This window comes from Aquamicrobium zhengzhouense, assembly GCF_016124105.1.
GTDB classification, from domain to species: domain Bacteria; phylum Pseudomonadota; class Alphaproteobacteria; order Rhizobiales; family Rhizobiaceae; genus Aerobium; species Aerobium zhengzhouense.
Map to the genome: position 1 here is coordinate 291,389 of NZ_JADGMQ010000002.1, position 22,850 is coordinate 314,238.

Genomic DNA, 22,850 nt, shown 5'->3' on the forward strand with positions numbered 1-22,850 from the left:
CACTAAGAAGGCGGCTCGAAAGCCGCCTTCGTTGATCTCAGACGTTGAACTTGAAGAGCAGGACATCGCCATCCTGCACTACATATTCTTTACCCTCGTCGCGGGCCTTGCCGACTTCCTTGGCGCCGGATTCACCGCCTAGTGTGACATAGTCGTTGTAGGCAATCGTCTGCGCACGAATAAAGCCGCGCTCGAAATCGGTATGAATGACGCCAGCCGCCTGGGGAGCCTTCGTGCCCTTCACGATGGTCCAGGCGCGAGTCTCTTTCGGGCCTGCCGTGAAGTATGTGATCAGGTCAAGCAACTCGTAGCCGGCACGGATGAGGCGGTCGAGACCCGGCTCCTCCAGTCCCATTTCGTCAAGGAATTCCTTGGCTTCTTCGTCGGGGAGCTGCGCAACCTCTGCTTCGATGGCGGCTGAGATAATGACCGTATGCGCGCCCTGAGTTGCAGCCATTTCTGCGACCTTGGCGGTGTGGTCATTGCCGGTTGCTGCATCGGCTTCAGCGACGTTGCAGACATAGAGTACGGGCTTGGAGGTAAGGAGGTTGAGGCCTTTAAGGATGATCAGATCCTCAGCCGCAATGCCTTCCAGCATGACGCGTACCGGCTTGCCATTCTGAAGCAGTGACAAGGCCTGCTCCATAACCGGCAGAAGCGTCGTCGCTTCCTTGTCCTTGCCGGTCGCGCGCTTGCGGATCTGGACGATGCGGCGCTCGAGGCTGTCGAGGTCAGCGAGCATCAACTCGGTCTCTACCGTGTCAGCGTCTGCGACCGGGTCGATCTTGCCTTCGACGTGCGTGATATCATCGTCTTCGAAGCAGCGGAGGACGTGGACGATTGCGTCGACCTCGCGGATGTTCGCAAGGAACTGGTTTCCGAGGCCTTCACCCTTGGATGCACCGCGAACCAGCCCGGCAATATCAACGAAGGAGATGCGCGTCGGGATGATTTCCTTGGAGCCTGCAATTTTGGCGACTTCCTGCATGCGGGGATCGGGTACCGCGACCTCGCCTGTGTTCGGTTCGATGGTGCAGAATGGATAGTTCGCCGCCTGCGCTGCTGCCGTACGTGTCAGCGCATTGAACAGCGTCGACTTGCCGACATTGGGCAGCCCGACGATGCCGCATTTGAAGCCCATGATCTGGTCCTGTCAGGTGATGGATTATTGACTGAGGCTATGGGCGAAAGGGAGGCTGATCGTCAACCCCTCGTCAGGTCACAACGCTCCATACGAGCCATCCGGCCCCGCCGAGGACCAGCAGCCCAACAAGGGCCAAAAGGCCGTCGCGCGCCAGCATGGCAAGTGCAAACAATGAGATTGCCGCCGCGACGATCGTCGCTGATAAAGGCACCAGCTCAAGCGCCGGTACTACCAGGGCGAGGAGAAGGCAGAGCAGCGCCCACAGGCGGTCGAATGGGGATGCCACGAGTGTCGTGAGGCGGCGGTCGATGACGCCATCAACGACGCGGGCAGGGCGTTCAAGCCAGGCAATGATACGGTTGATCTTTTGGCTCGAAATATCCGCGCGCAGGATGAATTTTGGTAGCCATAGTTTCTCGCGGGCCATGATCATCTGAATTGAGGCGAGCGCAATCGCCACTGCACAAACCGTTGCGACGCCAAAGATCGCAGTGAGCGGCGAAACCATCAAGAGTGCCGGCAAAAGGATAAGCGGCGGAAACGCATCACCACCGATCCGATCGATAACGGCTTCTACGGTGACGCGGTCGGTGCCCTGCGCAGCGTCCTCAACGCAATCGAGCACTTCGGCAACAGATTCTGGTCCGCATCCATCATTCATGACCGACAAAGCCTTCAATCACGCGATGGTTCCCGTGCTGCGCCGGTCTGGACACATCAATGTCGATCAAATATGCAAGGCTTGGCGGGCTGCCGTTCGGGCCGCCCCGAGAGCGATGGGAAAACTAATCTTTATTCCCGAACAGCTTGCGCAGCATGTCGGCCATAGGCCCCTTTTCGGGAGTTTTCACGGCCGACTTTTGCTGGCGGGCTTGCCGAATATGGCTCTGCGCCTTCGGCGCAGGCTTGTCGGTGTTTTTTCCAGGAACGGGATCGCTGCCACGTGTGGCGATGGCCAACTTGCTCATGAAGCCGCTGTCATCACCGGCAATGAGCTTGTCCGCATTGTCTGCCATTGCGTCGAGCAGTGGCTCAAGCCACTCATGGTCGGCCTTCGAAAAATCACCCAGCACGTGGTGGGTGACCATCTCCTTGATGCCCGGATGGCCAATGCCGATCCGAACTCGTCGATATTCTTTTCCGCAGTGCGCGTCGATCGACCGGATGCCATTATGGCCACCAGCGCCACCGCCCACTTTCACGCGGACTTTGGCAGGTGCAAGGTCAAGCTCGTCATAAAGGACGATTAGGCCCGCTGGATCTATCTTGTGAAAGCGCATGGCTTCCCCGACCGACTGGCCGGAGAGGTTCATGAATGTCTGTGGCTTGAGAAGGAGTACCCGCTCATCACCGATGCGGCCATCGGCAACCAGGCCTTGAAATTTCTTTGACCATGGCGAGAAAGAGTGGCGGCGGGCGATAGCGCCCACCGCCATGAACCCGACATTGTGTCGGTTGTTCTCGTATTTCGGGCCGGGATTGCCGAGGCCTGCAATGAGCAGCATGACGGGTTCTCCCGGCTCGGGAGCCTTAGGCTTCGCCTTCGGCCGCTGCTTCGTCTACCTCAGACTTGAGGCCAGCCGGTGCAGCGATCGTGGCAACAGTGAAGTCGCGGTCGGTGATGGTCGGCTTCACGTCTTCCGGCAGCTTGACGGAGGAGATGTGAATGGTGTCGCCCAAATCGGTGCCTTCGAGGTCGATCTCGATAGCGTCCGGAATCTGGTTGGCAGGGCACTGCGCTTCGATCTCGTGGCGAACGATGTTCAGGACACCGCCACGCTTGAGGCCAGCCGACTTCTCTTCGTTGATGAAGCGAACCGGGATCTGGACGGTGACCAGCGTGTTCTTGCTGACGCGCAGGAGGTCCACGTGGACCGGGAAGTCACGAATCGGGTCAAGCTGGTAGGCCTTGGGGAGGACCTGAATCTTCTGGCCGTCGACTTCGATCGTAGCAACGGTGGTCATGAAGCCGCCGCCGTGGATCTTGTAGTAGACATCCTTGTAGCTCAGCGCGATTGAAAGCGGAGCCTGTTTGTCGCCGTAGATTACAGCGGGAACCTTGCCGTTGCGACGCAGTTCGCGGGCGGACCCCTTACCAACCCGTTCGCGCGTCTCGGCCTTGAGCACGTAGTTCTGGCTCATGGCATTTCCTTTCGTTTTAAAACTGGAGTGTTCCCGGCGTACCAAGAACGCCAAACCGACTGCGCAAGCGCAAAGCCGATCCGCCCCGTGCTGCCTCCAAGGGTGTCGACACAGGTGGCGGTCCTATAACCGAAGCCGGGTTCCGGCGCAACAAGAGTCAGGCAATGTGACGGTTTGCGCGCAGTTCTTTCATCGATGGCAGCAAGATCGTCAGCAGGCCGATCATGGGCAGGAAGGAACAAACTGAATAGACCCAGTCAATACCATTAGCATCGGCGAGGAAGCCAAGGGCGGCAGCGCCGAGACCGCCCATTCCAAAGGAGAGGCCGAAGAAGATGCCCGCGACCAGGCCCACCCGGCCAGGAACCAGTTCCTGTGCGAAGACGACGATGGCAGGAAAAGCAGAGGCCAATACGAGGCCGATGATCACCGACAGTACGCCACTCCAGAAAAGATCGGCATAGGGTAACGCCAGCGTGAACGGCAATACACCGAGGATCGAGAACCAGATGACCGTCTTGGTGCCAACGCGATCGCCGATCGGGCCGCCAAGGATGGTGCCTGTTGCGACTGCGCCAAGGAACAGGAACAGCATCATCTGGGCCTGCTGCACCTCCAGGCCGAATTTTTCGATCACAAAGAAGGTATAGTAGCTGCTGATGCTGGCGAGATAGACGTTCTTGCTGAATACGAGCAGCGTCAGGATCACCAGAGCCTGTATGACCCGTTTCTTCGCTACGGGCAGCTTCTTGCTTGGTTGCGGCCTTTGGGAATTCGCACGCTGATATCGGCCGTACCAGCCGCCCACCTGTCGAAGGACCAGCATTGAAATGAGCGCGAGTATCGTGAACCAGGCGACGCTTGTCTGGCCGCGCGGGACAACGATGAATGCGGCGAGGAGCGGCCCCAGGGCAGTACCCATATTTCCGCCCACCTGAAACACGGACTGTGCCAAGCCGAAGCGCCCACCCGAGGCCATGCGAGCCACGCGCGAAGCTTCCGGATGGAAAATTGCAGATCCGATTCCAATAAGCCCCGCGCCTACGATCAACATTGGATAGGACGTCGAGAAAGCGAGCACGAAGAGGCCGCACGTCGTCGCGGCGCTGCTGACGGGAAGAGATTGAGGCATCGGCTTCTTGTCTGTGTAGAGGCCGATCATCGGCTGCAGCAGTGAAGCTGTGCACTGGAAGGTTAGCGTCAAGAGACCGATCTGCCAGAAATCGAGCCCATAATCGGCTTTCAACATCGGGTAGATGGCCGAGAGGAGCGACTGCATGACATCATTGATGAAATGGCACAGGCACACGGCCAGCAGGACGGGATAAACGGTGCTTTCGGCACGCGGCGCGGGCGCCCCAGCGGCAATATCAGTCAAATTCGCGATCCTTGAAGCTTTTGGCATAGATTTAGGCCGATTGTTGGGGAGCGTCTTTCGTGGTTTGATCGAATAGCTTCGCGAGTGGGCCGGGGCGGTGCATGGGAGGGCAAGGCAATGCTGGCTGAGATCAGGTCGCCTGATCCGTCCAATCTGGAATGGATCGAGCGGTCACGCAGCGCGGTGATCGCGATCCCGGGCGACTACCCGGATGGTCACACGGTTCTGAGGCACCAGCACGGTAAGGCCCAGTTGCTCCACGCCTTGACGGGGGTGGTTATGGTTTCAACGGCGGAGGGACGCTGGATGGTGCCGCCTGATCACGCCATGTGGATCCCCGCCGGTGAGGAGCATTCGGTAGAAATGCTAGGCTTTGTACGTATGCGCTCTGCCTACATCTCACCGGATGTTCACGATGGACTTCCGACCGGGCTGTGTGTGCTGGCGATGACTGACCTGATGCGCAGCCTCATCATCGAGGCAGTCGATATCAAGGAGGCCGACGCCAGTGACGAGCGAGGCAGGGCCGTTATGGACCTGATCCTTTTGGAGATCCCGCGTATGCCGATCCGCCCGTTCGGGCTGCCATTTCCTGCTGATGCGAGGCTGGCCAGGTTGTGCCGGGCCTTTGTGGTGTCACCAACTCCCCGAGCGACAATTGACGACTGGGCGCGCGAGGCGGGAATGAGCCGCCGCAGCTTTACGCGAGCGTTTCTGGCAGAGACAGGGCTCAGCCTGTCGATGTGGCGTCAGCAGGCGACCTTGTTCGCTGCTCTGCCACGGCTTGCCGAAGGTGTGTCGATAACGGAATTGGCGCTTGATCTGGGATATGAGAGCGCGCCGGCATTCACGACGATGTTTCGTCGGATGCTGGGCGCGTCCCCGCGTGACTATTTACGTCGTAGAAGCGGGGACGGCCGATCTGATCAGGCTTAGTCGAACAGGCTGGAGACAGACTGCTCGCTAGCCGTACGCGAGATCGCTTCGCCGATGAGGTCGGCGATAGTGATGACGCGAATGTTGTGTGCAGCCTCGACGGCTGAAGTCGGCTGGATCGAGTCGGTGATCACCAGTTCTTTCAGTTGCGAAGAGGTGATACGAGCCACTGCGCCGCCGGAAAGAACACCGTGGGTGATATAGGCGGTGACGCTCGTTGCGCCGTTTGCCAGCAATGCGTCGGCCGCATTGCAGAGCGTTCCGCCCGAGTCGACGATATCGTCGATGAGGAGGCAATCTTTGCCGCGAACATCGCCGATGATGTTCATCACCTCGGACTCGCCCGGCTTCTCGCGGCGCTTGTCGACAATTGCCAGAAGCGCATCGAGGCGCTTGGCCAGAGAGCGGGCGCGAACGACACCACCAACGTCAGGCGACACCACCGTGACGTTCGGCAGTTCGTAGTTCCGCTTGACGTCGCGTGCGAGAACCGGAACTGCGAACAGATTGTCCGTCGGGATGTCAAAGAAGCCCTGGATCTGACCGGCGTGCAGATCCAGTGTCAGCACACGGTCGGCACCAGCCTGCGTGATCAGGTTTGCAACGAGCTTTGCCGAGATCGGAGTACGGCCGGAAGCGCGACGATCCTGACGGGCGTAGCCGAAATAAGGGACCACTGCGGTGATACGGCGAGCAGATGACCGGCGGAACGCATCGATCATGATGAGCAGTTCCATCAGGTGGTCATTTGCAGGATACGAGGTCGACTGAAGAACAAAGACGTCTTCGCCGCGCACGTTTTCCTGGATCTCTACGAAGATCTCCTGGTCAGCAAAACGGCGTACCGTCGCTTTGCCCATGGGTATGTTGAGATAGCGGGAGACGGCTTCTGCCAAGACCCGATTGGAGTTGCCAGCGAAGAGTTTCATGAATTTTCCCCGGGGAAGGATATGGGCGGGCTTTTAAAGCGGTGGGCGGGTATTGCAAGTGTTGAGGGCGAAGTTCCTCCGCTTTTCATCATCTGACCGGCCAAACGTAAGGTAAATTTGCCGGCTATGGCCTTTTTCCTGCCCATTTATCAGCTTTGACGTGACGCCAGCCACCCGGCGAGTTCGTCGAGAGTCTGGTCAGCGATCTTTTCCATCGTAGGTACCTGCACCGAGGCCCAGCCTTCCACGCCGTCCGTACGATTTGTTCCTTTGCCCTGAATACGGTGAACGCGTGTGCCACTCGGATCCAGAACGTCCCAGACGTAGATGACGGTCGTGTCGCCGCGCTCGGTGATCGCCGAAAAATATCCTTTGAGGATGAGTGTTGCCGTTCCATCACTCGCCGAGACCAGTCTGAGACCACGTGTGGAGGCTTGACTGTTAAGGCGGGAGGCAAGTGGCGCCGACGCTGCCTCGGTGGCGCCTATGACTGGCTCCAGTCTGATCCTTGCGCTGGAAACTTGAGCCGCCATTTCAGCAGACGACGACTGTTCAGAGGCGGGCGGGAATTGAGAAGCACTGGAGGCTGCCCCATTGCCGCCCAACAGTGCTGAGGGGTCGAGCACGTCCTGCGTGCTCGTGCATCCTGCTATCAGAAGTGCGGCGCAGATCACGGCCGAAAGGTGCGGGATCTTCACCAGCTTTTTCCCTCCTGCGACATGCGTCTGGATATCCAAAGTTTGGCACCGGTAGTGTGGCATTGCAAATTACTGAACAATCAGGTCGAGGTTGCGCCGCGATAGCGGACGAGGTTCATCTTCCGTAGTGACATAGGTGCGCCCGAGGGTCATCGCCGTCTCGCTGTCGGAATCCATGATGATGATATGTGCGAACAACGTCATGCCGGGAGCAATCGGCTCGCTGTTGCCGGCGTAGAACATCGGTCTATCCATCCACGAAGGCGAGAAGCGCGCTCCGACCGAGTAGCCACACGCATTCAGGCGGTGTCGGGTAAGACCTCCAGCCTCGAGAACTCGTGCGTGCGCATCGAACACGTCGCCGAATGTGCGGCCCGGTACCATGGCTTTTTCCACCGCCTGCAGCGAGGCAAGGGCGGCATCGTAAAGCTCCTGATGCCGTCTCGATACCTTTCCGGTCAGCACCGTGCGCATCATGGGGGCGTGATAATGGTGGAATACGCCGGCCCATTCCAGCGTCAGCTGGTCGTTCTTGTTGAGCTTTCGACGGCCGGCCTTGTAGCGGCAGAGGAGGGCGTCAGACCCTGAGCCGATTATGAACTCGTTGGCCGGGTAATCGCCGCCGCCCGCGAAGATCGCCCCCTGCATCGCTGCGAGGATCGCGCCTTCATCTCCACCTTGCTTGATGAGTGGGAGGGCCGCGTCCAGCGCATCATCACCGAGAGCGGCTGCCTTCTCGACCTTGGCGATCTCTGCGGCACTCTTGAAGACGCGCAGATGCGGAATGATTGTGGAGGCGTCTTCGGTGGTGGCGAAGGTTTTCATCTCTTCATCAAGCAGGCGACCGCTTCTGGCAGTGAGGCCATGCGTGTCATATTCGATGCCAATACGGCAGCCGAGCAGGTCCAGATCGTTGAGGAGGTTACGCAACTCGGACGCTGGGTTCGCGCCCTCGCGATCAGTCCAGACAACGATGTTGTCAAGGATCGACGTGTGGCGCGCCTGACGCAGATCTGCTGAGCGCGTCATGAGGATCATCGAGCCATCAGCCTTCACGACCAGGCATTGGAAGAAGCAAAAGCCGAACGTGTCGTATCCCGTCAGCCAGTACATGCTCTCCTGCGAGAATACGAGCAGTGCATCGAGCTTGCGGTCAGCCATCTCGATGATCAGCCTGTCGCGGCGTGAGTCAAATTCAGTTCTGTCGAAATGCAGCGCCATTAGCTGGCCTCCAATGCAATCGTCGAAATCTGGCGTCCGTAGTCCGGCTCGTTGCGATGGGTCGTGCGCCGGTAGGAATAGAAGAGGTCTTCCTCGGCGTAGGTGCAGCGGCCAAGCTGGCTGGCGCGCACACCTGCGCGGGATAGTCGGTCTACCGTATATCCGTTCAAGTCGAACATGGCATGGCCGTCATTCTGGGAAGGTTTGAACCACTTTTCATTGGCCGGCGCGGCCTCCACGAAGCGGGCGATAAATTCCGGGCCAACCTCGTAGTTGGCGGCGCTGATCGAGGGGCCGAGGACAGCCACAATATGTTCGCGCGCGGCTCCCAACTCTTCCATCGCCGCGATGGTCGCCTCGAGAACGCCGGTGAACGCACCTTTCCAGCCAGCATGTGCGGCACCGATAATTCGTGTCTCCGGATCAGCGAAAAGGATCGGACCACAATCGGCGGTCAGAACCCCAAGAGCGATGCCGGGCTGATCAGTCACCATGGCATCCGCTTTGGGGCGATCACCGGTAATCGGTTCGCGAACCAGCAGTACGTCTGCCGAGTGTACCTGGTACAGCGTAGCCAGTGCATCGGGTCGCACGCCCATCCATTCGGAAATGCGTGCGCGATTTTCCTTCACGTCTTCTTGCCTGTCGTTCGACCCGGAACCCGCATTTAGCCCACGGTAGATGCCCTCTGACACGCCGCCCTTGCGGGTGAAGAAGCCATGTCTGATACCGTTCGCATTGAAATCATCAAGCTCGGGAGACCGGAGGGGATCCGGTCGAACAGCTTCCAGCATATGCCGTCCTTATCGCTTCAAGCCCGCTGCGAGGCTTGCGTTGTTTGTTTTCGGCTGCAGAATTGCGGCGCGGATCGTGGGGCAGGGGGCGGGTGAAAGTCAATCCATCCTGTCAAAGCCGGGAAGCATGACACTCTTCGGCGCGACTGCCATCACCTTGAAGAGCGTGCCCATCTGGTCCGGTCCCGCAAGGCGCTCAACCTCGCTGCGCAGCTGCTCTTTCACGGTATTGTCCGCCTGACTGCCAAGAGCGCCCGCACGCTCCAGCAGACCCATCCGCAACAAGAAGTCGCCCTGGGTCGAAAGCTGTGGGTGAAGATTATGCGCTGTCGCTACAGCTGCCAAAACCTCGAAATCGACATGGCTCGTCAGGTCCGCTTCACCGGGATTTTCCAGCACATCGTCATAAGCATGCGCCTTCATGGCTTGCAGCGTGTCGCCAAAGCCTGATTTCAGGTGACCATAGTCGAGGAATATGCCGGCGCCGCCCTTGGATGAGATCCGCGCGGAGATTTCGGCCATGATCGCAGAGCGGGCCGGTGCCGCTTCGAATATCGCGCCGGGTTCCGACGGCACCTCGGGCAGCAGCACAGGGTCAATCGCACCCATCCCCACCGCGAAACAAAGTTCGCCTGCGTCATCCAGCGCTACCACCCGCTCACGCCAGCCTTGCTCGGTGTTAACGAACTGACGAACCGGAATAGCGTCAAACAGCTCGTTGGCGATGACAATGAGAGGGATATCCGGAAGGTCCGATACTTGTGTGACCCAACGGGGCTTTGCCCGGCCAGCGGTCGCAAATTTCTGCTTCTGGATCTCGCTCAGTCGGGGGCTTGCCTCCACCATCGCGATCCGGGAGACGGCCGTGAACCCTGGGTCGAGGCGATCGATGGTGCGCAGCATGTCGACCATCAACGTGCCGCGGCCAGGACCGATCTCAACAAGCGCGAAGGGGATGGGCTTTCCAGCGGCAATCCAGGCCGAATAGGCCCAAACCCCGAGAAGTTCGCCGAACATCTGACTGATCTCCGGCGCGGTGATAAAATCGCCCGAAGCACCGAAAGGCTCGCGCGTGGTGTAGTAACCATCTTGAGGGTCAAACAGGCATGTCGCCATAAATTCAGCGACGGAGATCGGCCCCGTGGCGGCGATCAATTGCTTGAGCCGGGTCTTCAATGCCGTCATCTGGACCGTGCGCTTGTCATTGCCCAGATGCCGAGAAGCACCATCGGTGTGGAGAGGATCATTCCCATGGTAAGCCAGCCACCCGCCAGATAGCCGATATGCGCGTCAGGTTGGCGGAAGAACTCCACGAAGATGCGCGAAAGCCCATAGCCGGCAATCATTGCACCAGCCACAAATCCCGGCTGTCTCAGCTTGAACGCAGAATGTGTGAGAATGCGCAGAACGACGAACAGGACGAGGCCTTCAAGAGCGGCTTCGTAGAGCTGGCTCGGATGGCGTGGCTCAGGTCCGCCGTTCGGGAAGACGAAAGCCCACGGCACATCTGTAGGGCGACCCCACAGCTCCGAGTTGATGAAGTTTGTCACGCGCACGAGGCCAAAGCCGACCGGAGCGCTCGCGGCGATGACGTCGAAAAGGCTCCATGCGCTGAAGCCGCGTCTACGCGCAAAGATGATCATTGCGATGGTGACGCCGGCAAGCCCGCCGTGGAAAGACATGCCACCTTCCCAGACAGCGAATATCCCCGCCGGATTAGCAGCGTATTTGGCAAAATCGTAGAACAGTATGTAGCCGAGGCGTCCGCCAAGAACCACGCCAGCAGCTGCCCATAGCAGGAAGTCATCAATGTCGACGGCTGAAATGGGAGAGCCTGACGGCCCCCAGAGGCGATCGTCGCTGACCATGCGCTTGGCATACCACCAGGCGAACAGCAGGCCGACGACGTAGCCCAGGCCATACCAGTGGATCGCGAGCGGTCCTAATTGTACAATGACCGGGTCAATCTGGGGGAAAGGCAGGGCTGCGAGAGGCAGGAGAAGATAGTTGCTCAAATCGAGATTCCCGGCCAGTTGCGCTCGCCTCATATGATCGCGCGGCCAGACGAGGTCAAGGCAACCCGATGCTCCATTCGCCTTGCATTCATGATTGCGCGGCACTACTTCCCATCAGGTTATCTCTAGCGAGGCTACAGCCATGACCACCGGACCAAACCGCATTCTCGATGAATTCGCAAAGCTGATGACTGACGCAGCGGGTGCGGCGCAGGGCGTACGCCGCGAGGTCGAGACGGCTTTTCGCGGGCAGGCAGAGCGGGTTCTGAACTCGATGGATGTGGTCCAGCGCGAGGAGTTTGAGGTCCTGCGTGACATGCTCCTCAACGTTCGTGCCGAGAACGAAAAACTCGCAAAGCGGGTGACGGAACTCGAAGGTCAGCTCAGCGCAGCGGCATCCGGGAGCGCCGATAGCGCTAAATCCGACGCGGCGGCGAAAAAATCTTCCTGATCCGGGAGGTTTCTTATTCACATCCCGTAAGGTGAAAAAAGCGTTACGCCAGAGTCGCTTAGACTCGGCCTTTGAATCAGGTTCTGAATCTCTATCCACACCCGGTTCGCCGGTTCCCCCAAAAAGGGGCTGGTAACCCGACTCTGCATCAATAGACTGAATTTGTTGCATGATTCGAAGCAGTTGATTTGGCTGCTTCGAGGCGACGGGTGGCATGGGTCCGGCAGAGCAGTGTGTGCGTAGCTCGCCTCCGGCCTTCCTCTGTACCGGTGTTTCATCGCGTGTGCGTTCGTTCGGGGCGCATGCGGCGCCCTTACTTTTGCCTGTGGGAAGAGACTTCTTCATGAGCCTGCTTGAACTGGACCTTGCCCGTGATCTCCACCCCGTGGACGTCATTGAGCATGTGGCCAACATGAACGACTGGTCCTTCGAACGCACCGGGGACGACGAGATCTCGATCTCGGTGATCGGAAACTGGACCGACTATCACGTCTCCTTTTCCTGGATGGAAGATTTCGAGGCGCTGCACCTTGCGTGCGCCTTTGATCTGAAGGTGCCGTCAAACCGGACGCTTGAGGTGATGCGGCTCCTGTCATTGATCAACGAGCAGATGCTGTTCGGCCATTTTGACCTGTGGGAGCAGGAAGGCGCGATCATGTTCCGCCAGTCTCTGTTGCTGGCAGGCGGTGCCGAGCCAACGAGCCAGCAGGTAGAGGTTCTTCTCTCATCCGCGCTCGAGGCATGTGAATGCTATTTTCAGGCGTTCCAGTTCGTCGTCTGGTCTGGATCAACTGCGCGGGATGCACTGTCGAACGTGCTCTTCGAGACCCAGGGCAATTGCTGACATGAGCGGCAGCGATATCATTCGTCCGCATATCGAATATGCCGATTTTGATCGGGTAGATATTCGGGCCGGGACGATTGTTGTTGCCGAGCCATTTCCGGAGGCTCGCAAGCCCGCCTACAAACTCTGGATCGATTTCGGGCCGGAGATCGGTGAGAAGAAGACCTCCGCGCAGATCACAAGACACTACACGCCAGAGACACTTATCGGACGCCAGGTGATAGCCGTCGTGAATTTTCCGCCGCGGCAGATCGGCAAGTTCATGTCCGAAGTTTTGACGCTCGGATTCCCGGACGAAGACGGTGAAGTGGTTCTTGCTGCGATCGAGCGGCGCGTCCCCAACGGCGGGAAGCTCTTCTAGATCCTCTCGCTGAGAGTTTTCCTAAGCCGGTATTCGAACGACCGCACGCAGGCCGCCAAGCGGACTGTCGTCAAGCGTGATGTCACCGCCGTGGCTGCGGGCGATATCCCGGGCGATCGACAATCCCAGACCCGTACCGCTCGCATCGAGGTTTCGCGCTGTGTCGAGGCGCAGGAACGGCTTGAAGACATCCTCCCGCTTTTCCGTAGGGATGCCCGGACCATCGTCATCCACGATCAAGAGCAGCGAGCCGCGCGAGTGTGAGGCCTTCACCTCGATATTCTTTGAATAACGCATTGCGTTGCCGACCAGATTGGACAGCAGGCGTGAGAACGCATTGGGGCGGACATGGATTTCAGGGTTACCTGACAGGGAAGTGGTCAGGTTGCGTTTGCGAAGTTCTCCCTCCTCGACGAGCTTGGCGAGGAACGTCGCCAGATCAAATACGCCAGGATCTTCGGCAGCCTCTCCGCGTGCGAAGGCGAGGTAGCCTTCGAGCATTGACTGCATGTCGTTGATGTCCTGATCCAGAGCTTCCCGGTCTGGTTTGGTGCCGCCGAGTGCAAGCTGAAGCTTGAAGCGAGTGAGGATGGTCCGTAAATCGTGGCTGACGCCGGTCAGCATCGCCGTTCGTTGCTCGATCTGACGTTCGATGCGCTCGCGCATCTGTATGAAGGCCGCGCCCGCACGCCTTACCTCTTCCGCGCCCCGGGGGCGGAAATCCGATGGCATTGGTCGCCCCTTGCCGAAGCTTTCTGCTGCTTCTGCAAGTTGCAGAATGGGACGGATCTGGTTACGCAAAAATGCCACCGCAATCGCAAGAAGCACCAGCGAGGTTCCTGCCATCCAAAGCAGGAAGATATGCGTGTTGGATGCATAGGTATGGCTGCGACGGGCGAAGACGCGCAGCACCTTGTCTTCAAGGCGGATGCGGATTTCCACGATATTGGAGTTGCCGACCGTGTCGAGCCAGAAGGGGCGGTTGATCTGCTGGGTGATCTGCTCGCTGAGGGTCTGATCCAGGATGGAGAAGAACGGCTTGGGGCCCGGCGGAGGCAACGGATCAGGGGGTAGCAGATCGATCCTCATCAGCATGCGCTCCTGTGCGATGCGAATGATCTGCGAATGGTCTTCGTCCGATGGCCACGTTTCGATCATGTCGATCAGGGCCGCAATGTCGCGCGTCACAGCCGTCGAAAGGCGCACTGTGACGGTCTGCCAGTGGCGCTCCATGAACACGAAGGCCACCAGCGACTGGAACAGGATCATCGGAGCGATGACAATAATGAGAGAGCGCGCGTAAAGCCGCTTCGGCAAAAAACGTGCGAAGTTCGGCATCAGGCGTCGCAGACGCCGCCAAATGGTGCGTAGTCGCAGTTCGGCACGCGATCCGGCACCGCGGGGCTCCGTGGTTTCGGAACGTGCCATGTTGCCCTTCCTACGTTTCCTGACCTTGTCTATTCGACGCTCAGGCGATAGCCTACACCTCGGACCGTCTGCAACCATACCGGGTTGGACGGGTCGCGCTCGATCTTGCGGCGCAGGCGATTGATCTGGACGTCAATCGTCCGCTCGCCGACTTCCGCATCCGCCCCGACCAGTTCGTGGCGCGGGATCGTTTCTCCGGCACGCTCAGCGAAGATTACAAGGATTTCCTGCTCCCGGTCCGTCAGCTTTAACGGCTCACCGCCCTTTTTCAGCTCGCGTTTCGCGATCTGGAACGTGTAGGGGCCAAACACGATCTGCTCCAGTTTCGGGATCGGTTGCGGCCCGCCACGGCGCAGTATGCTGCTGAGGCGCAGAAGCAGCTCGCGCGGATCAAACGGCTTGGCGAGATAATCGTCCGCGCCAGCTTCGAGCCCTTCGACGCGGTTATCCGTCTCTGACAGCGCCGTCAGCATCAGGATAGGAACGTCCTTCTCTTGCCGCAGAGCATGAGTGAGTTCGACACCGGTCTCGCCGGGCATCATCACGTCGAGCACGATGAGGTCGAATTCGAGACCGATCAGCTTGCGTCTTGCTTCGGCTGCGCTGCCCGCAATTGTGACGCGATATCCATTTTCCGTGAGGAACTGCTTCAAAAGCGTGCGGATTCGGGTGTCGTCGTCGACGACCAGAAGGTGGGGCGCATCATCGCCCGGAACGTCAGAATCATTCGCCATTGCTGGTTCGTCCTCGCCCCTAACTCTTTAACACAATGTCAGACGCTCCAGATGGTTCAGCCTTTCTCCACTGCCGTCCGATCCGTCGGGACCGCTGCGACCTGGGCGCGTGAGTCAGGGTTCATCATATCCATCAGGAACTGTTCAATCACCTCACGTTCGCGAGGTGACGTACCCGCAAGTGCCCGTGCAATGCGGCGTGACTGGGGCGTCGCAAGATCCAAAGCGAGCATGCGCCCTTTCTCAGTAGGGTGCAATTCCCGCTGCCGGCGATCGCGTGGCCCCGGAACCTGGACAATGTAGCCACCGTCGATCAACTGCTTGAGGACCCGGGCGAGGCTCTGCTTGGTGATCTTCAATAGCTCAAGGAGCTCGGCCACGGTCAGTCCGGGGCGACGGTTGACGAAGTGCACGATCCGATGGTGCGCGCGGCCGAAGCCATACTGGGTAAGCAGGTGGTCGGGATCAGACGTAAAATCGCGATAAGCGAAGAAAATCTGCTCGATGATCGAGAAATCTATCTCCGTCGCAGGAGCGTCCTGCTCATGCTCAGGGAAAGCCGGTTTGGCTCGCTCGCTCGTCATAAATCCTCAGCCATGTTGATGGGTGAATACGTCAGTGTTGTTGACATAAATTGGGTCGGCTGATAATTTTTGTCAACGTTTGGCATCCAGGACGAACAAAATGGAAAGATCCAAATAGGGTTCAGGAGCTTCCATTAATCGTCGGTAGCCAGCCACAGCACTTGCAAATTCCACATTTTGGGTTAGCGAAGTGCGCGGCTCACGTCCAACGAAAACATACCTCCGGCACCTAGGGAGATTATCATGGCATCCGTTCCTTTCGACCAGCTTGACGGTCATATCTGGATGAACGGCGAATTCGTCAGATGGGCGGACGCCAAGCTGCACGTGCTGACCCACGGTCTCCATTACGCCAGCTCTGTCTTCGAGGGCGAGCGCGCCTATGGTGGCGAAATCTTCAAGCTGACGGAACATACGGAGCGCTTGATCGAGTCTGGTCGGATTCTCGGGTTCGAGATCCCGTACACCGTTGAAGAGATCAACCAGGCGTGCCGGGATCTTCTTGTGAAGCAGGGCTTCACGGATGCGTATGTTCGTCCGATCGCATGGCGCGGTTCGGAGTCGCTGGGTGTGTCGGCACAGAACAACCGCATTAACGTCGCCATCGCGATCTGGCAGTGGCCGAGCTATTTCGACCCGGCAACCAAGATGAAAGGCATCCGCCTCGACATCGCCGAGTATTGCCGTCCGGACCCGCGCACGGCTCCGTCGCGCGCAAAGGCCGCCGGCCTCTACATGATCTGCACGCTGTCCAAGCATGCTGCAGAAGCCAAGGGTTATGCGGACGCGTTGATGCTCGACTGGCGCGGCCAGATCGCTGAGGCAACCGGCGCAAATATCTTCTTCGTCAAGGACGGCAAGCTGCACACGCCCACCCCCGATTGCTTCCTCGACGGTATTACCCGTCGCACTGTGATCGGCCTCGCCAGGGACCTCGGCATCGAGGTGATCGAGCGTGCCATCATGCCGGAAGAAATGGCAGGCTTTGAGGAAGCGTTCCTGTGCGGAACGGCTGCAGAAGTCACCCCGATTTCCGAGATCGCGCAGTACCGCTTTACTCCGGGCGCGCTGAGCAAGAAGCTGATCGACGCCTATGAGGCGGAGGTTCAGCCAAAGCAGGCGCAGGCAGCCGAGTAGGCTGGTCTCAAGTCAGTCTTTCCATCCCCCGCTTCGGCGGGGGATTTTGTTTGAGAGGAAAGACGGAAGTGAACTGCGCCGAAAGTCGCTTCGCCTTTTCGTTCAACTTGCTCTAAGTCAGGCGAAAAGAGGAGATGAAGATGGGCCAACTTCGCGCGGGCATCGTTCCTGTCACCCCGTTCCAGCAGAACTGTACCATCCTGTTTGATGACGAGACGAAGCAGGGTGTGGTCGTTGATCCGGGTGGTGATGTCGATCAAATCGTGGCAGCGATCCAGGAAAACGGAATCAAGATCGAAGCGATCTGGATAACGCATGGGCATATCGACCATGCAGGCGGCGCAATGGAGCTCAAGGAAAAGCTGGGCGTCGACATAGTGGGCCCTCATGAGGCGGACCGCGTTCTTCTGGACAATATCGAGCTGTCCGCAACCAACTATCGCATTTCCGGCGTGCGGAACTGCACCCCGGACCGCTACCTCAACGAAGGTGAGGTTGTCTCGTTCGCCGGGCATGATTTCGAGGTTCTGCATTGTCCCGGCCATGCGCCTGGGCACGTGGTCTACTACAACCGGGACGCAAAGTTCGCCCATGTCGGTGATGTCCTGTTCCAGGGATCTGTCGGGCGTACCGACCTTCCGGGCGGAGATCACGACGCGCTGATCCGCTCGATCAAGGAGAAGCTGCTGCCGCTCGGCGACGAGATAGGCTTCATCTGCGGTCACGGTCCTGGCGGTCGATTTGGAGACGAGCGCCGCTCAAACCCGTTCCTGCGATAAACAGGATCCTATACAAAAGAACACGCGTCTCACTGAAGTGACGCGTGTTCATCTGTTTGCTGGCGGAGCTGCCGCCCCGTGGGTTAAAGGACGGTCAAATTGACAGCCTTCGGGCCCTTTCCACGCTTGTCCGGTTCAGTCTCGAAGGTGACCTTCTGACCGTCTTCCAGACCGGGTAGGCCTGACGCCTGAACCGCTGAAATATGGACGAACACGTCCTTGTCACCGCCCTCGGGCGTGATGAAGCCAAACCCCTTGGCATGATTGAAGAATTTAACCGTTCCACTCTGAGGCATTTTGGGATGCTCCTTATCTCCCGCTCCTAGTCCCTGCGGGCAACACCCGCGTTGTTCTGGCATCACTGGGGGAGAAGAAGAGGCATCCGTCGCGCCGGGGTCTAGCCGAAACCCTCTCATTTCGCGGTCGACCGGTACAATCTTGCAATTTACCCATTTCCTGCGGTGGGAGTTGCACCAGTGTATCCTATTCCAGTCTCCGGGCCGGCAAATGCCCGAACGGAAGAATTTGTCGTTCATTTTCCAGTTACGAGCAAGCAAAAGATTCGGATAGATGCTTACTACAATGAAAACAACAATGTACGCGTCCGCTTTGCTGTAATTTTCACGTTGCTGCGCCAACTCCGCTCGCGGGAATGAGGCGAGCGAAGGTGTACAGTCTGCATATGAAGCACGCCTGGTGCCGCTTTTCAGATCATGAATCGTGCCGTTTCTGCCTTCTTGCAGACGATCAGAAATCGTGCCATTCTGATGACGTTCGGGCATTTGCATCCCGGAGACTGGACCGTTTTGGACGACCTTTCCCCGACTTCGTGAACTCTCGACACACGCGACCCTGCACACGTCGTGCAGACGCAGCTTACCAAAGGGAACAGGAGCTTTCCCCTATGGCCCAGACCGGCACCGTTAAATTCTTCAATGCAACCAAAGGCTTCGGCTTCATTACGCCTGATGGCGGTGCGAAGGACGTTTTCGTCCACATCTCCGCTGTTGAAGCATCGGGTCTGCGTACCCTGGTAGATGGCCAGAAGGTCACCTTCGACACCGAGCCGGATCGTATGGGCAAGGGTCCGAAGGCTGTGAACCTTTCGGCAGAATAATCCCGCAAGAGTTTGGAAAGGCGGTGCGAGCGATCGCGCCGCCTTTTTCGTTTCAGGGGCCAAGTAAGAGCAGAGAACTACTTGTACGCCCGGACATCGCTGCTGCGTCGCATGACGGATCCTGACAACCTCCTGTCAGGATCACGTGAATTGATCGAGGCGTGGGGGCCGCAGGCCTTTCCATTTGATGTGGCACCGACCATATTCCCGCCATGGCACGATCTCCAGACATGAAGCGCGGCGCGGCCGCAAAGGCCGGAAACGCGCGCAAAGGCCCCCTGACAGAGTTTCTTGACGCTTCCGAGCGCGTGGATGCGCCAGAAGGGTTTGATGAGGCACCTCAGGCAGCGATCGAAGGCGTGCCGCTGAGCGGCTCGATTTCAGATTGGGCTCGGGAGATCTCGGAGCAGGCGGAAAGGCCTGCCGCCAAGCCGAAGAAGAAGGTCGCTGAGCGCTCGAGCGCGCCCACGCGTTCTTCGCGCGGCACGTCGATGGGCGGCGCGGCGTCGCCGAAGGAGCGGGCTGCGGCCGGTCTCAATCCTGTCGCTGGTCTGGATATTGCGCTCGAGGACGTCGATACACTCGCTTCTTCGGGTGTGACAGCCACGGTCGCGGCGCTCTCCAAGCTGATCGAAGGCGGCGACCCGAACCTGCGCGACGAAAAATGGGTGCCGCACCGCCCCGAACGGCCGAACAAGTCTGAGGGCGGCATCGCACTCAAGATGGACACGGAATTCAAGCCGTCGGGCGATCAGCCGACAGCGATCCGTGATCTTGTCGCCGGCGTTGCCGAGAAGGAGCGCACGCAGGTGCTGCTCGGCGTTACCGGTTCGGGCAAGACGTTTACGATGGCGAAGGTAATCGAGGAAACGCAGCGCCCGGCGCTGATCCTCGCGCCCAACAAGACGCTGGCGGCGCAGCTTTATGGCGAGTTCAGAAGCTTTTTCCCCAACAACGCGGTCGAATATTTCGTCTCGTATTACGACTACTACCAGCCGGAAGCCTACGTTCCGCGCACCGACACCTATATCGAGAAGGAATCCTCGATCAACGAGCAGATCGACCGCATGCGCCACTCGGCGACGCGCTCGCTGCTGGAGCGTGATGACGTCATCATCGTCGCGTCGGTGTCGTGCATCTACGGTATCGGCTCGGTCGAAACCTATACGGCGATGACCTTCCAGATGGAGGTGGGCGACCGGCTCGACCAGCGGCAGTTGCTCGCCGACCTCGTGGCGCAGCAATACAAGCGTCAGGACATCAATTTCACGCGCGGCTCATTTCGCGTGCGGGGCGACACGATCGAGCTGTTCCCTGCCCACTTGGAAGACCGCGCCTGGCGCATTTCGATGTGGGGCGACGAGATCGAGACGATCACCGAGTTCGACCCGCTGACGGGTCAGAAAACCGGCGACCTCAAGAGCGTCAAGATCTATGCGAATTCGCACTATGTGACGCCGCGCCCAACGCTGAACCAGGCGATCAAGTCGATCAAGGAAGAGCTGAAGCATCGGCTGGCCGAGCTCGAGCGGGCAGGGCGTCTGCTCGAAGCCCAGCGCCTCGAGCAGCGCACCCGGTTCGACCTTGAAATGCTTGAAGCAACCGGCTCCTGCGCCGGCATCGAAAACTATTCGCGCTACCTCACCGGCCGCCGCCCCGGCGATCCACCGCCGACCCTGTTCGAGTACGTGCCGGACAACGCCATCGTTTTCATCGACGAGAGCCATGTGACGGTGCCGCAGATCGGCGCGATGTATCGCGGCGACTTTCGGCGCAAGGCAACGCTTGCCGAATACGGTTTCCGCCTGCCTTCATGCATGGACAACCGTCCGCTGCGCTTCGAGGAGTGGGACGCGATGCGCCCTCTCACGGTCGCCGTGTCGGCTACGCCCAGCAGCTGGGAGATGGAAGAGGCCGGCGGCGTCTTCGCCGAGCAGGTCATTCGCCCGACCGGTCTGATCGATCCGCCGGTCGAGGTGCGTCCGGCCAAGAGCCAGGTCGACGACGTTCTGGGCGAGATCCGCGAGACGACGGCCAAGGGCTATCGCACGCTTTGCACTGTTCTGACCAAGCGCATGGCGGAAGACCTTACCGAATATCTGCACGAGCAAGGCGTTCGCGTGCGCTACATGCACTCGGACATCGACACGCTGGAGCGCATCGAAATTTTGCGCGACCTGCGCCTTGGCGCGTTCGACGTGCTCATCGGCATCAACCTTCTGCGCGAAGGTCTCGACATTCCCGAATGCGGGTTCGTTGCGATCCTCGATGCCGACAAGGAAGGCTTTCTGCGGTCGGAAACATCGCTCATCCAGACGATCGGCCGTGCGGCGCGTAACGTCGACGGCAAGGTCATTCTCTATGCCGACCAGATCACCGGCTCGATGGAGCGGGCGATGGCGGAGACCAATCGCCGCCGCGAAAAGCAGATGGCCTACAACGAGGCCAACGGCATCACGCCGGAGAGCGTGAAGAAGAATATCGGCGACATTCTCGACTCGGTCTACGAACGCGATCACGTGCGCGCCGACATTTCCGGCTTCACAAAGGACGGCAAGGACAACCTCGTCGGCAACAATCTTAAGTCGCATCTCGACTATCTCGAGAAGGAGATGCGCAATGCGGCAGCCGATCTCGACTTCGAGAAGGCCGCGCGACTGCGCGACGAGATCAAGCGCCTGCGTGAAACCGAGCTTGCGATCTCCGACGACCCGATGGCCCGCGAGGCCGATCTGATCAGCCCGGCCTCGGGCCGCGAAAAGGGCAAGCACAACAAGGGCATCGCCAAGCACAAGACGGCGGAAGAGCTGGAGCGTATCCAGAAGTACCGCGAAGCGCAGGCCGCCGAAGAAGCCGCCAAAGCCGCACGCCCCAACCTCTTCCGCAAGAACACCCTCGACGAAATGACCGTCGGCCGCACCGAAAAGCCAGTCCAAGGCAAGCTGCCGGTCAAGCCGGAGAACGACGCCAAAGCGGTCAAACGCGAACGCGCCGGAATCGGGTCTTATGAAGACCCGGCCGATGTGCGGAAGGAAACGAGGCGGTCACGGAAGACGGGGCGGCCGGGGAGGTGATTGGGGGGCTGAGAAAGGGGGCCGTCGGGAATTCGGCTTAGGGCCGGCACCGATGGTTGAGGCGCGTCTCTTCCAGTGGATGGCCGTTACCAGCCCTTGAGTTTGCGTGGCTCCCAATTGCCGCCATCACCCCATCCCTTCACCCCCACAAATAATCCCATAAAAAATATTCGTTTCCCCCTCGCGCCCTTCGCGATCATCATTCCGCCCTTCGCATGCATCCTGCGATCAGGGAGGACTAGACATGACCCACGAAAAATTTCCGCCGATGCCGCCGGCTAAGGGCGGGTTGATTGCGTATTTGGAAGTTGATGGCGCGCTGAAGGCGTCGGAGTTTTATGGTAAGGCTTTTGGGGCGGAGACGGCTTTAGTGGTGCCGCCGGACGAGAAGGGGCGGACGATGCATGTGCATCTTTACGTCAACGGCTCGTCACTGATGCTGGGCGATCCGTTTCCCGAGCATGGCCACCCGCATATGCCGGCGCAGGGCTATTCGCTGCAACTGATCCTGAGCAATGACGAGATCGACAGCTGGTGGCAGCGCGCGATTGATGCTGGCTGTGAGGTCGTCACGCCGCTCGATGTGATGTTCTGGGGCGACAGATGGGGAAGCCTGCGCGATCCTTTCGGTGTATCCTGGGCGATGAACGCATCGGTGAAACCGAGCTAGGGAGGAAAGCAGATGGCGTATGTCGATGGCTTTGTCGTCGCGGTTCCGACCGCGAACCTGGAGCAATACAAACAGCTGGCGACCCATGCCTGCAACGTATGGATCGAGCACGGCGCACTTTCTTATGTCGAAGCGTATGCGGATGACGTGCCCTACGGTGAGCTGACATCTTTCCCGCGCGCGGTGCAGGCAAAGGACGATGAGACGGTGATATTCGCCTGGATCACCTATTCGTCGCGCGAGAGCCGCGACGAGATCAATCAAAGGGTGATGGGCGATGAGCGCATGAAGAGCGAAGCCTGGAAGGGCGTATTCGATGCGCAGCGCATGATCTACGGTGGCCTCAAGACATTCGTGGAGGCCTGAGGATCCACATAATTGAGGATCTCATGGCCGCTGGACCTGATTGCAGGT

24 protein-coding genes and 2 pseudogenes are annotated in these 22,850 nt (G+C 59.1%); 11 read left to right on the plus strand and 15 right to left on the minus strand.

The window, feature by feature from the left end:
- Nucleotides 1-37 precede the first annotated feature (37 nt).
- The 5 genes from ychF to IOD40_RS04580 all read right to left on the minus strand — a co-directional run bounded on the left by ychF (nucleotide 38) and on the right by IOD40_RS04580 (nucleotide 4,664).
- Entirely contained in the window at nucleotides 38-1,141 is a 1,104-nt protein-coding gene (gene ychF / locus IOD40_RS04560) for a redox-regulated ATPase YchF (protein WP_198474763.1), read from the minus strand.
- Between the two features lie 73 nt (nucleotides 1,142-1,214).
- Nucleotides 1,215-1,805 (minus strand): exopolysaccharide biosynthesis protein, encoded by a 591-nt coding sequence (locus tag IOD40_RS04565; RefSeq protein ID WP_198474765.1) that lies wholly within the window; start codon nucleotides 1,803-1,805, stop codon nucleotides 1,215-1,217.
- Between the two features lie 124 nt (nucleotides 1,806-1,929).
- Nucleotides 1,930-2,649, minus strand: coding sequence for an aminoacyl-tRNA hydrolase (gene pth / locus IOD40_RS04570; protein WP_198474767.1), 720 nt, complete (start codon nucleotides 2,647-2,649; stop codon nucleotides 1,930-1,932).
- Nucleotides 2,650-2,674: 25 nt separating this feature from the next.
- Nucleotides 2,675-3,286 carry a 50S ribosomal protein L25/general stress protein Ctc gene (locus IOD40_RS04575; RefSeq protein WP_198474769.1) on the minus strand — a complete coding sequence of 204 codons (612 nt, stop codon included), beginning with the start codon at nucleotides 3,284-3,286 and terminating at the stop codon, nucleotides 2,675-2,677.
- Nucleotides 3,287-3,443: 157 nt separating this feature from the next.
- Entirely contained in the window at nucleotides 3,444-4,664 is a 1,221-nt protein-coding gene (locus tag IOD40_RS04580) for an MFS transporter (RefSeq protein WP_325099669.1), read from the minus strand.
- A gap of 117 nt (nucleotides 4,665-4,781) precedes the next feature.
- On the opposite strand from IOD40_RS04580, the gene IOD40_RS04585 reads away from it, so the two are divergent.
- On the plus strand, nucleotides 4,782-5,600 hold the full coding sequence (locus IOD40_RS04585) for an AraC family transcriptional regulator (protein WP_198474773.1): 819 nt from the start codon (nucleotides 4,782-4,784) through the stop codon (nucleotides 5,598-5,600).
- On the opposite strand, the gene IOD40_RS04590 is transcribed toward IOD40_RS04585, so the two are convergent.
- The 6 genes from IOD40_RS04590 to lgt form a co-directional block, all read right to left on the minus strand.
- A complete protein-coding gene (locus tag IOD40_RS04590) occupies nucleotides 5,597-6,529 on the minus strand; it encodes a ribose-phosphate pyrophosphokinase (protein ID WP_198474775.1) in 933 nt (310 codons plus the stop codon). The two genes, IOD40_RS04585 and IOD40_RS04590, sit on opposite strands and share 4 nt — an antisense overlap.
- Nucleotides 6,530-6,678: 149 nt before the next feature.
- Nucleotides 6,679-7,227: a hypothetical protein gene (locus tag IOD40_RS04595; protein WP_198474777.1), complete on the minus strand. Its 549-nt coding sequence runs from the start codon at nucleotides 7,225-7,227 to the stop codon at nucleotides 6,679-6,681.
- A gap of 69 nt (nucleotides 7,228-7,296) precedes the next feature.
- Nucleotides 7,297-8,448, minus strand: coding sequence for a M24 family metallopeptidase (locus IOD40_RS04600; protein WP_198474779.1), 1,152 nt, complete (start codon nucleotides 8,446-8,448; stop codon nucleotides 7,297-7,299).
- Nucleotides 8,448-9,242 carry a peptidoglycan editing factor PgeF gene (gene pgeF, locus IOD40_RS04605; RefSeq protein ID WP_198474781.1) on the minus strand — a complete coding sequence of 265 codons (795 nt, stop codon included), beginning with the start codon at nucleotides 9,240-9,242 and terminating at the stop codon, nucleotides 8,448-8,450. The genes IOD40_RS04600 and pgeF overlap by 1 nt, the downstream gene beginning before the upstream one ends.
- A gap of 99 nt (nucleotides 9,243-9,341) precedes the next feature.
- Nucleotides 9,342-10,427, minus strand: a complete 1,086-nt coding sequence (locus IOD40_RS04610; RefSeq protein WP_198474783.1) for a class I SAM-dependent methyltransferase — start codon at nucleotides 10,425-10,427, stop codon at nucleotides 9,342-9,344.
- Nucleotides 10,424-11,257, minus strand: a complete 834-nt coding sequence (gene lgt / locus IOD40_RS04615) for a prolipoprotein diacylglyceryl transferase (protein ID WP_198474785.1) — start codon at nucleotides 11,255-11,257, stop codon at nucleotides 10,424-10,426. The genes IOD40_RS04610 and lgt overlap by 4 nt, the downstream gene beginning before the upstream one ends.
- A gap of 142 nt (nucleotides 11,258-11,399) precedes the next feature.
- Between lgt and IOD40_RS04620 the strand changes: the two genes are divergently transcribed.
- From IOD40_RS04620 to IOD40_RS04630, 3 genes are all read left to right on the plus strand, one after another.
- Nucleotides 11,400-11,708 (plus strand): accessory factor UbiK family protein, encoded by a 309-nt coding sequence (locus IOD40_RS04620; protein ID WP_198474787.1) that lies wholly within the window; start codon nucleotides 11,400-11,402, stop codon nucleotides 11,706-11,708.
- A gap of 343 nt (nucleotides 11,709-12,051) precedes the next feature.
- On the plus strand, nucleotides 12,052-12,552 hold the full coding sequence (locus IOD40_RS04625; RefSeq protein ID WP_198474789.1) for a type III secretion system chaperone family protein: 501 nt from the start codon (nucleotides 12,052-12,054) through the stop codon (nucleotides 12,550-12,552).
- 1 nt (nucleotide 12,553) lies between these two features.
- Nucleotides 12,554-12,913, plus strand: a complete 360-nt coding sequence (locus IOD40_RS04630) for a tRNA-binding protein (protein WP_198474791.1) — start codon at nucleotides 12,554-12,556, stop codon at nucleotides 12,911-12,913.
- Between the two features lie 21 nt (nucleotides 12,914-12,934).
- Here the strand turns inward: IOD40_RS04630 and IOD40_RS04635 are convergent, their stop codons facing one another.
- The 3 genes from IOD40_RS04635 to IOD40_RS04645 form a co-directional block, all read right to left on the minus strand.
- Nucleotides 12,935-14,251 (minus strand): ATP-binding protein, encoded by a 1,317-nt coding sequence (locus IOD40_RS04635; RefSeq protein WP_233713866.1) that lies wholly within the window; start codon nucleotides 14,249-14,251, stop codon nucleotides 12,935-12,937.
- Between the two features lie 119 nt (nucleotides 14,252-14,370).
- Nucleotides 14,371-15,075, minus strand: a complete 705-nt coding sequence (locus IOD40_RS04640; RefSeq protein WP_198474795.1) for a response regulator — start codon at nucleotides 15,073-15,075, stop codon at nucleotides 14,371-14,373.
- 56 nt (nucleotides 15,076-15,131) lie between these two features.
- Complete coding sequence (locus tag IOD40_RS04645) at nucleotides 15,132-15,659, minus strand: MarR family winged helix-turn-helix transcriptional regulator (RefSeq protein WP_198474797.1); 528 nt, start codon at nucleotides 15,657-15,659, stop codon at nucleotides 15,132-15,134.
- A gap of 243 nt (nucleotides 15,660-15,902) precedes the next feature.
- On the opposite strand from IOD40_RS04645, the gene IOD40_RS04650 reads away from it, so the two are divergent.
- Both IOD40_RS04650 and IOD40_RS04655 read left to right on the plus strand, forming a co-directional pair.
- Nucleotides 15,903-16,796: a branched-chain amino acid aminotransferase gene (locus tag IOD40_RS04650; protein ID WP_198474799.1), complete on the plus strand. Its 894-nt coding sequence runs from the start codon at nucleotides 15,903-15,905 to the stop codon at nucleotides 16,794-16,796.
- Between the two features lie 140 nt (nucleotides 16,797-16,936).
- Nucleotides 16,937-17,575, plus strand: coding sequence for an MBL fold metallo-hydrolase (locus IOD40_RS04655; protein ID WP_198474801.1), 639 nt, complete (start codon nucleotides 16,937-16,939; stop codon nucleotides 17,573-17,575).
- 83 nt (nucleotides 17,576-17,658) lie between these two features.
- Here IOD40_RS04655 and IOD40_RS04660 read toward each other — a convergent pair whose 3' ends face one another.
- A complete protein-coding gene (locus IOD40_RS04660; protein ID WP_024849017.1) occupies nucleotides 17,659-17,871 on the minus strand; it encodes a cold-shock protein in 213 nt (70 codons plus the stop codon).
- A gap of 608 nt (nucleotides 17,872-18,479) precedes the next feature.
- Here IOD40_RS04660 and IOD40_RS04665 point away from each other — a divergent pair.
- The 5 genes and pseudogenes from IOD40_RS04665 to IOD40_RS04680 all read left to right on the plus strand — a co-directional run bounded on the left by IOD40_RS04665 (nucleotide 18,480) and on the right by IOD40_RS04680 (nucleotide 22,802).
- Nucleotides 18,480-18,692: a cold-shock protein gene (locus IOD40_RS04665; RefSeq protein ID WP_198474803.1), complete on the plus strand. Its 213-nt coding sequence runs from the start codon at nucleotides 18,480-18,482 to the stop codon at nucleotides 18,690-18,692.
- A 212-nt stretch (nucleotides 18,693-18,904) separates the two neighbouring features.
- Nucleotides 18,905-21,476, plus strand: a pseudogene (uvrB, locus tag IOD40_RS04670) (excinuclease ABC subunit UvrB); the annotation flags it as partial.
- A gap of 89 nt (nucleotides 21,477-21,565) precedes the next feature.
- Nucleotides 21,566-21,766 (plus strand): annotated as a pseudogene (locus IOD40_RS20340) (hypothetical protein); the annotation flags it as partial.
- A gap of 244 nt (nucleotides 21,767-22,010) precedes the next feature.
- Complete coding sequence (locus IOD40_RS04675; RefSeq protein WP_198474805.1) at nucleotides 22,011-22,436, plus strand: VOC family protein; 426 nt, start codon at nucleotides 22,011-22,013, stop codon at nucleotides 22,434-22,436.
- Between the two features lie 12 nt (nucleotides 22,437-22,448).
- Entirely contained in the window at nucleotides 22,449-22,802 is a 354-nt protein-coding gene (locus tag IOD40_RS04680) for a DUF1428 domain-containing protein (RefSeq protein ID WP_198474806.1), read from the plus strand.
- The last annotated feature ends 48 nt before the right edge of the window (nucleotides 22,803-22,850 follow it).

Bases quoted from the DNA above. Each gene is read 5' to 3' on its own strand.
- pth (WP_198474767.1), bottom strand. From the start codon at position 2,649: ATGCTGCTCATTGCAGGCCTCGGCAATCCCGGCCCGAAATACGAGAAC.
- IOD40_RS04620 (WP_198474787.1), top strand. From the start codon at position 11,400: ATGACCACCGGACCAAACCGCATTCTCGATGAATTCGCAAAGCTGATG.
- ychF (WP_198474763.1), bottom strand. From the start codon at position 1,141: ATGGGCTTCAAATGCGGCATCGTCGGGCTGCCCAATGTCGGCAAGTCG.
- IOD40_RS04665 (WP_198474803.1), top strand. From the start codon at position 18,480: ATGGCCCAGACCGGCACCGTTAAATTCTTCAATGCAACCAAAGGCTTC.
- IOD40_RS04635 (WP_233713866.1), bottom strand. From the start codon at position 14,251: ATGCCGAACTTCGCACGTTTTTTGCCGAAGCGGCTTTACGCGCGCTCT.
- IOD40_RS04590 (WP_198474775.1), bottom strand. From the start codon at position 6,529: ATGAAACTCTTCGCTGGCAACTCCAATCGGGTCTTGGCAGAAGCCGTC.
- IOD40_RS04610 (WP_198474783.1), bottom strand. From the start codon at position 10,427: ATGACGGCATTGAAGACCCGGCTCAAGCAATTGATCGCCGCCACGGGG.
- IOD40_RS04655 (WP_198474801.1), top strand. From the start codon at position 16,937: ATGGGCCAACTTCGCGCGGGCATCGTTCCTGTCACCCCGTTCCAGCAG.
- IOD40_RS04625 (WP_198474789.1), top strand. From the start codon at position 12,052: ATGAGCCTGCTTGAACTGGACCTTGCCCGTGATCTCCACCCCGTGGAC.
- IOD40_RS04645 (WP_198474797.1), bottom strand. From the start codon at position 15,659: ATGACGAGCGAGCGAGCCAAACCGGCTTTCCCTGAGCATGAGCAGGAC.
- IOD40_RS04660 (WP_024849017.1), bottom strand. From the start codon at position 17,871: ATGCCTCAGAGTGGAACGGTTAAATTCTTCAATCATGCCAAGGGGTTT.
- pgeF (WP_198474781.1), bottom strand. From the start codon at position 9,242: ATGCTGGAAGCTGTTCGACCGGATCCCCTCCGGTCTCCCGAGCTTGAT.
- IOD40_RS04680 (WP_198474806.1), top strand. From the start codon at position 22,449: ATGGCGTATGTCGATGGCTTTGTCGTCGCGGTTCCGACCGCGAACCTG.
- IOD40_RS04600 (WP_198474779.1), bottom strand. From the start codon at position 8,448: ATGGCGCTGCATTTCGACAGAACTGAATTTGACTCACGCCGCGACAGG.
- IOD40_RS04630 (WP_198474791.1), top strand. From the start codon at position 12,554: ATGAGCGGCAGCGATATCATTCGTCCGCATATCGAATATGCCGATTTT.
- IOD40_RS04640 (WP_198474795.1), bottom strand. From the start codon at position 15,075: ATGGCGAATGATTCTGACGTTCCGGGCGATGATGCGCCCCACCTTCTG.
- IOD40_RS04650 (WP_198474799.1), top strand. From the start codon at position 15,903: ATGGCATCCGTTCCTTTCGACCAGCTTGACGGTCATATCTGGATGAAC.
- IOD40_RS04585 (WP_198474773.1), top strand. From the start codon at position 4,782: ATGCTGGCTGAGATCAGGTCGCCTGATCCGTCCAATCTGGAATGGATC.
- IOD40_RS04565 (WP_198474765.1), bottom strand. From the start codon at position 1,805: ATGAATGATGGATGCGGACCAGAATCTGTTGCCGAAGTGCTCGATTGC.
- IOD40_RS04675 (WP_198474805.1), top strand. From the start codon at position 22,011: ATGACCCACGAAAAATTTCCGCCGATGCCGCCGGCTAAGGGCGGGTTG.
- IOD40_RS04575 (WP_198474769.1), bottom strand. From the start codon at position 3,286: ATGAGCCAGAACTACGTGCTCAAGGCCGAGACGCGCGAACGGGTTGGT.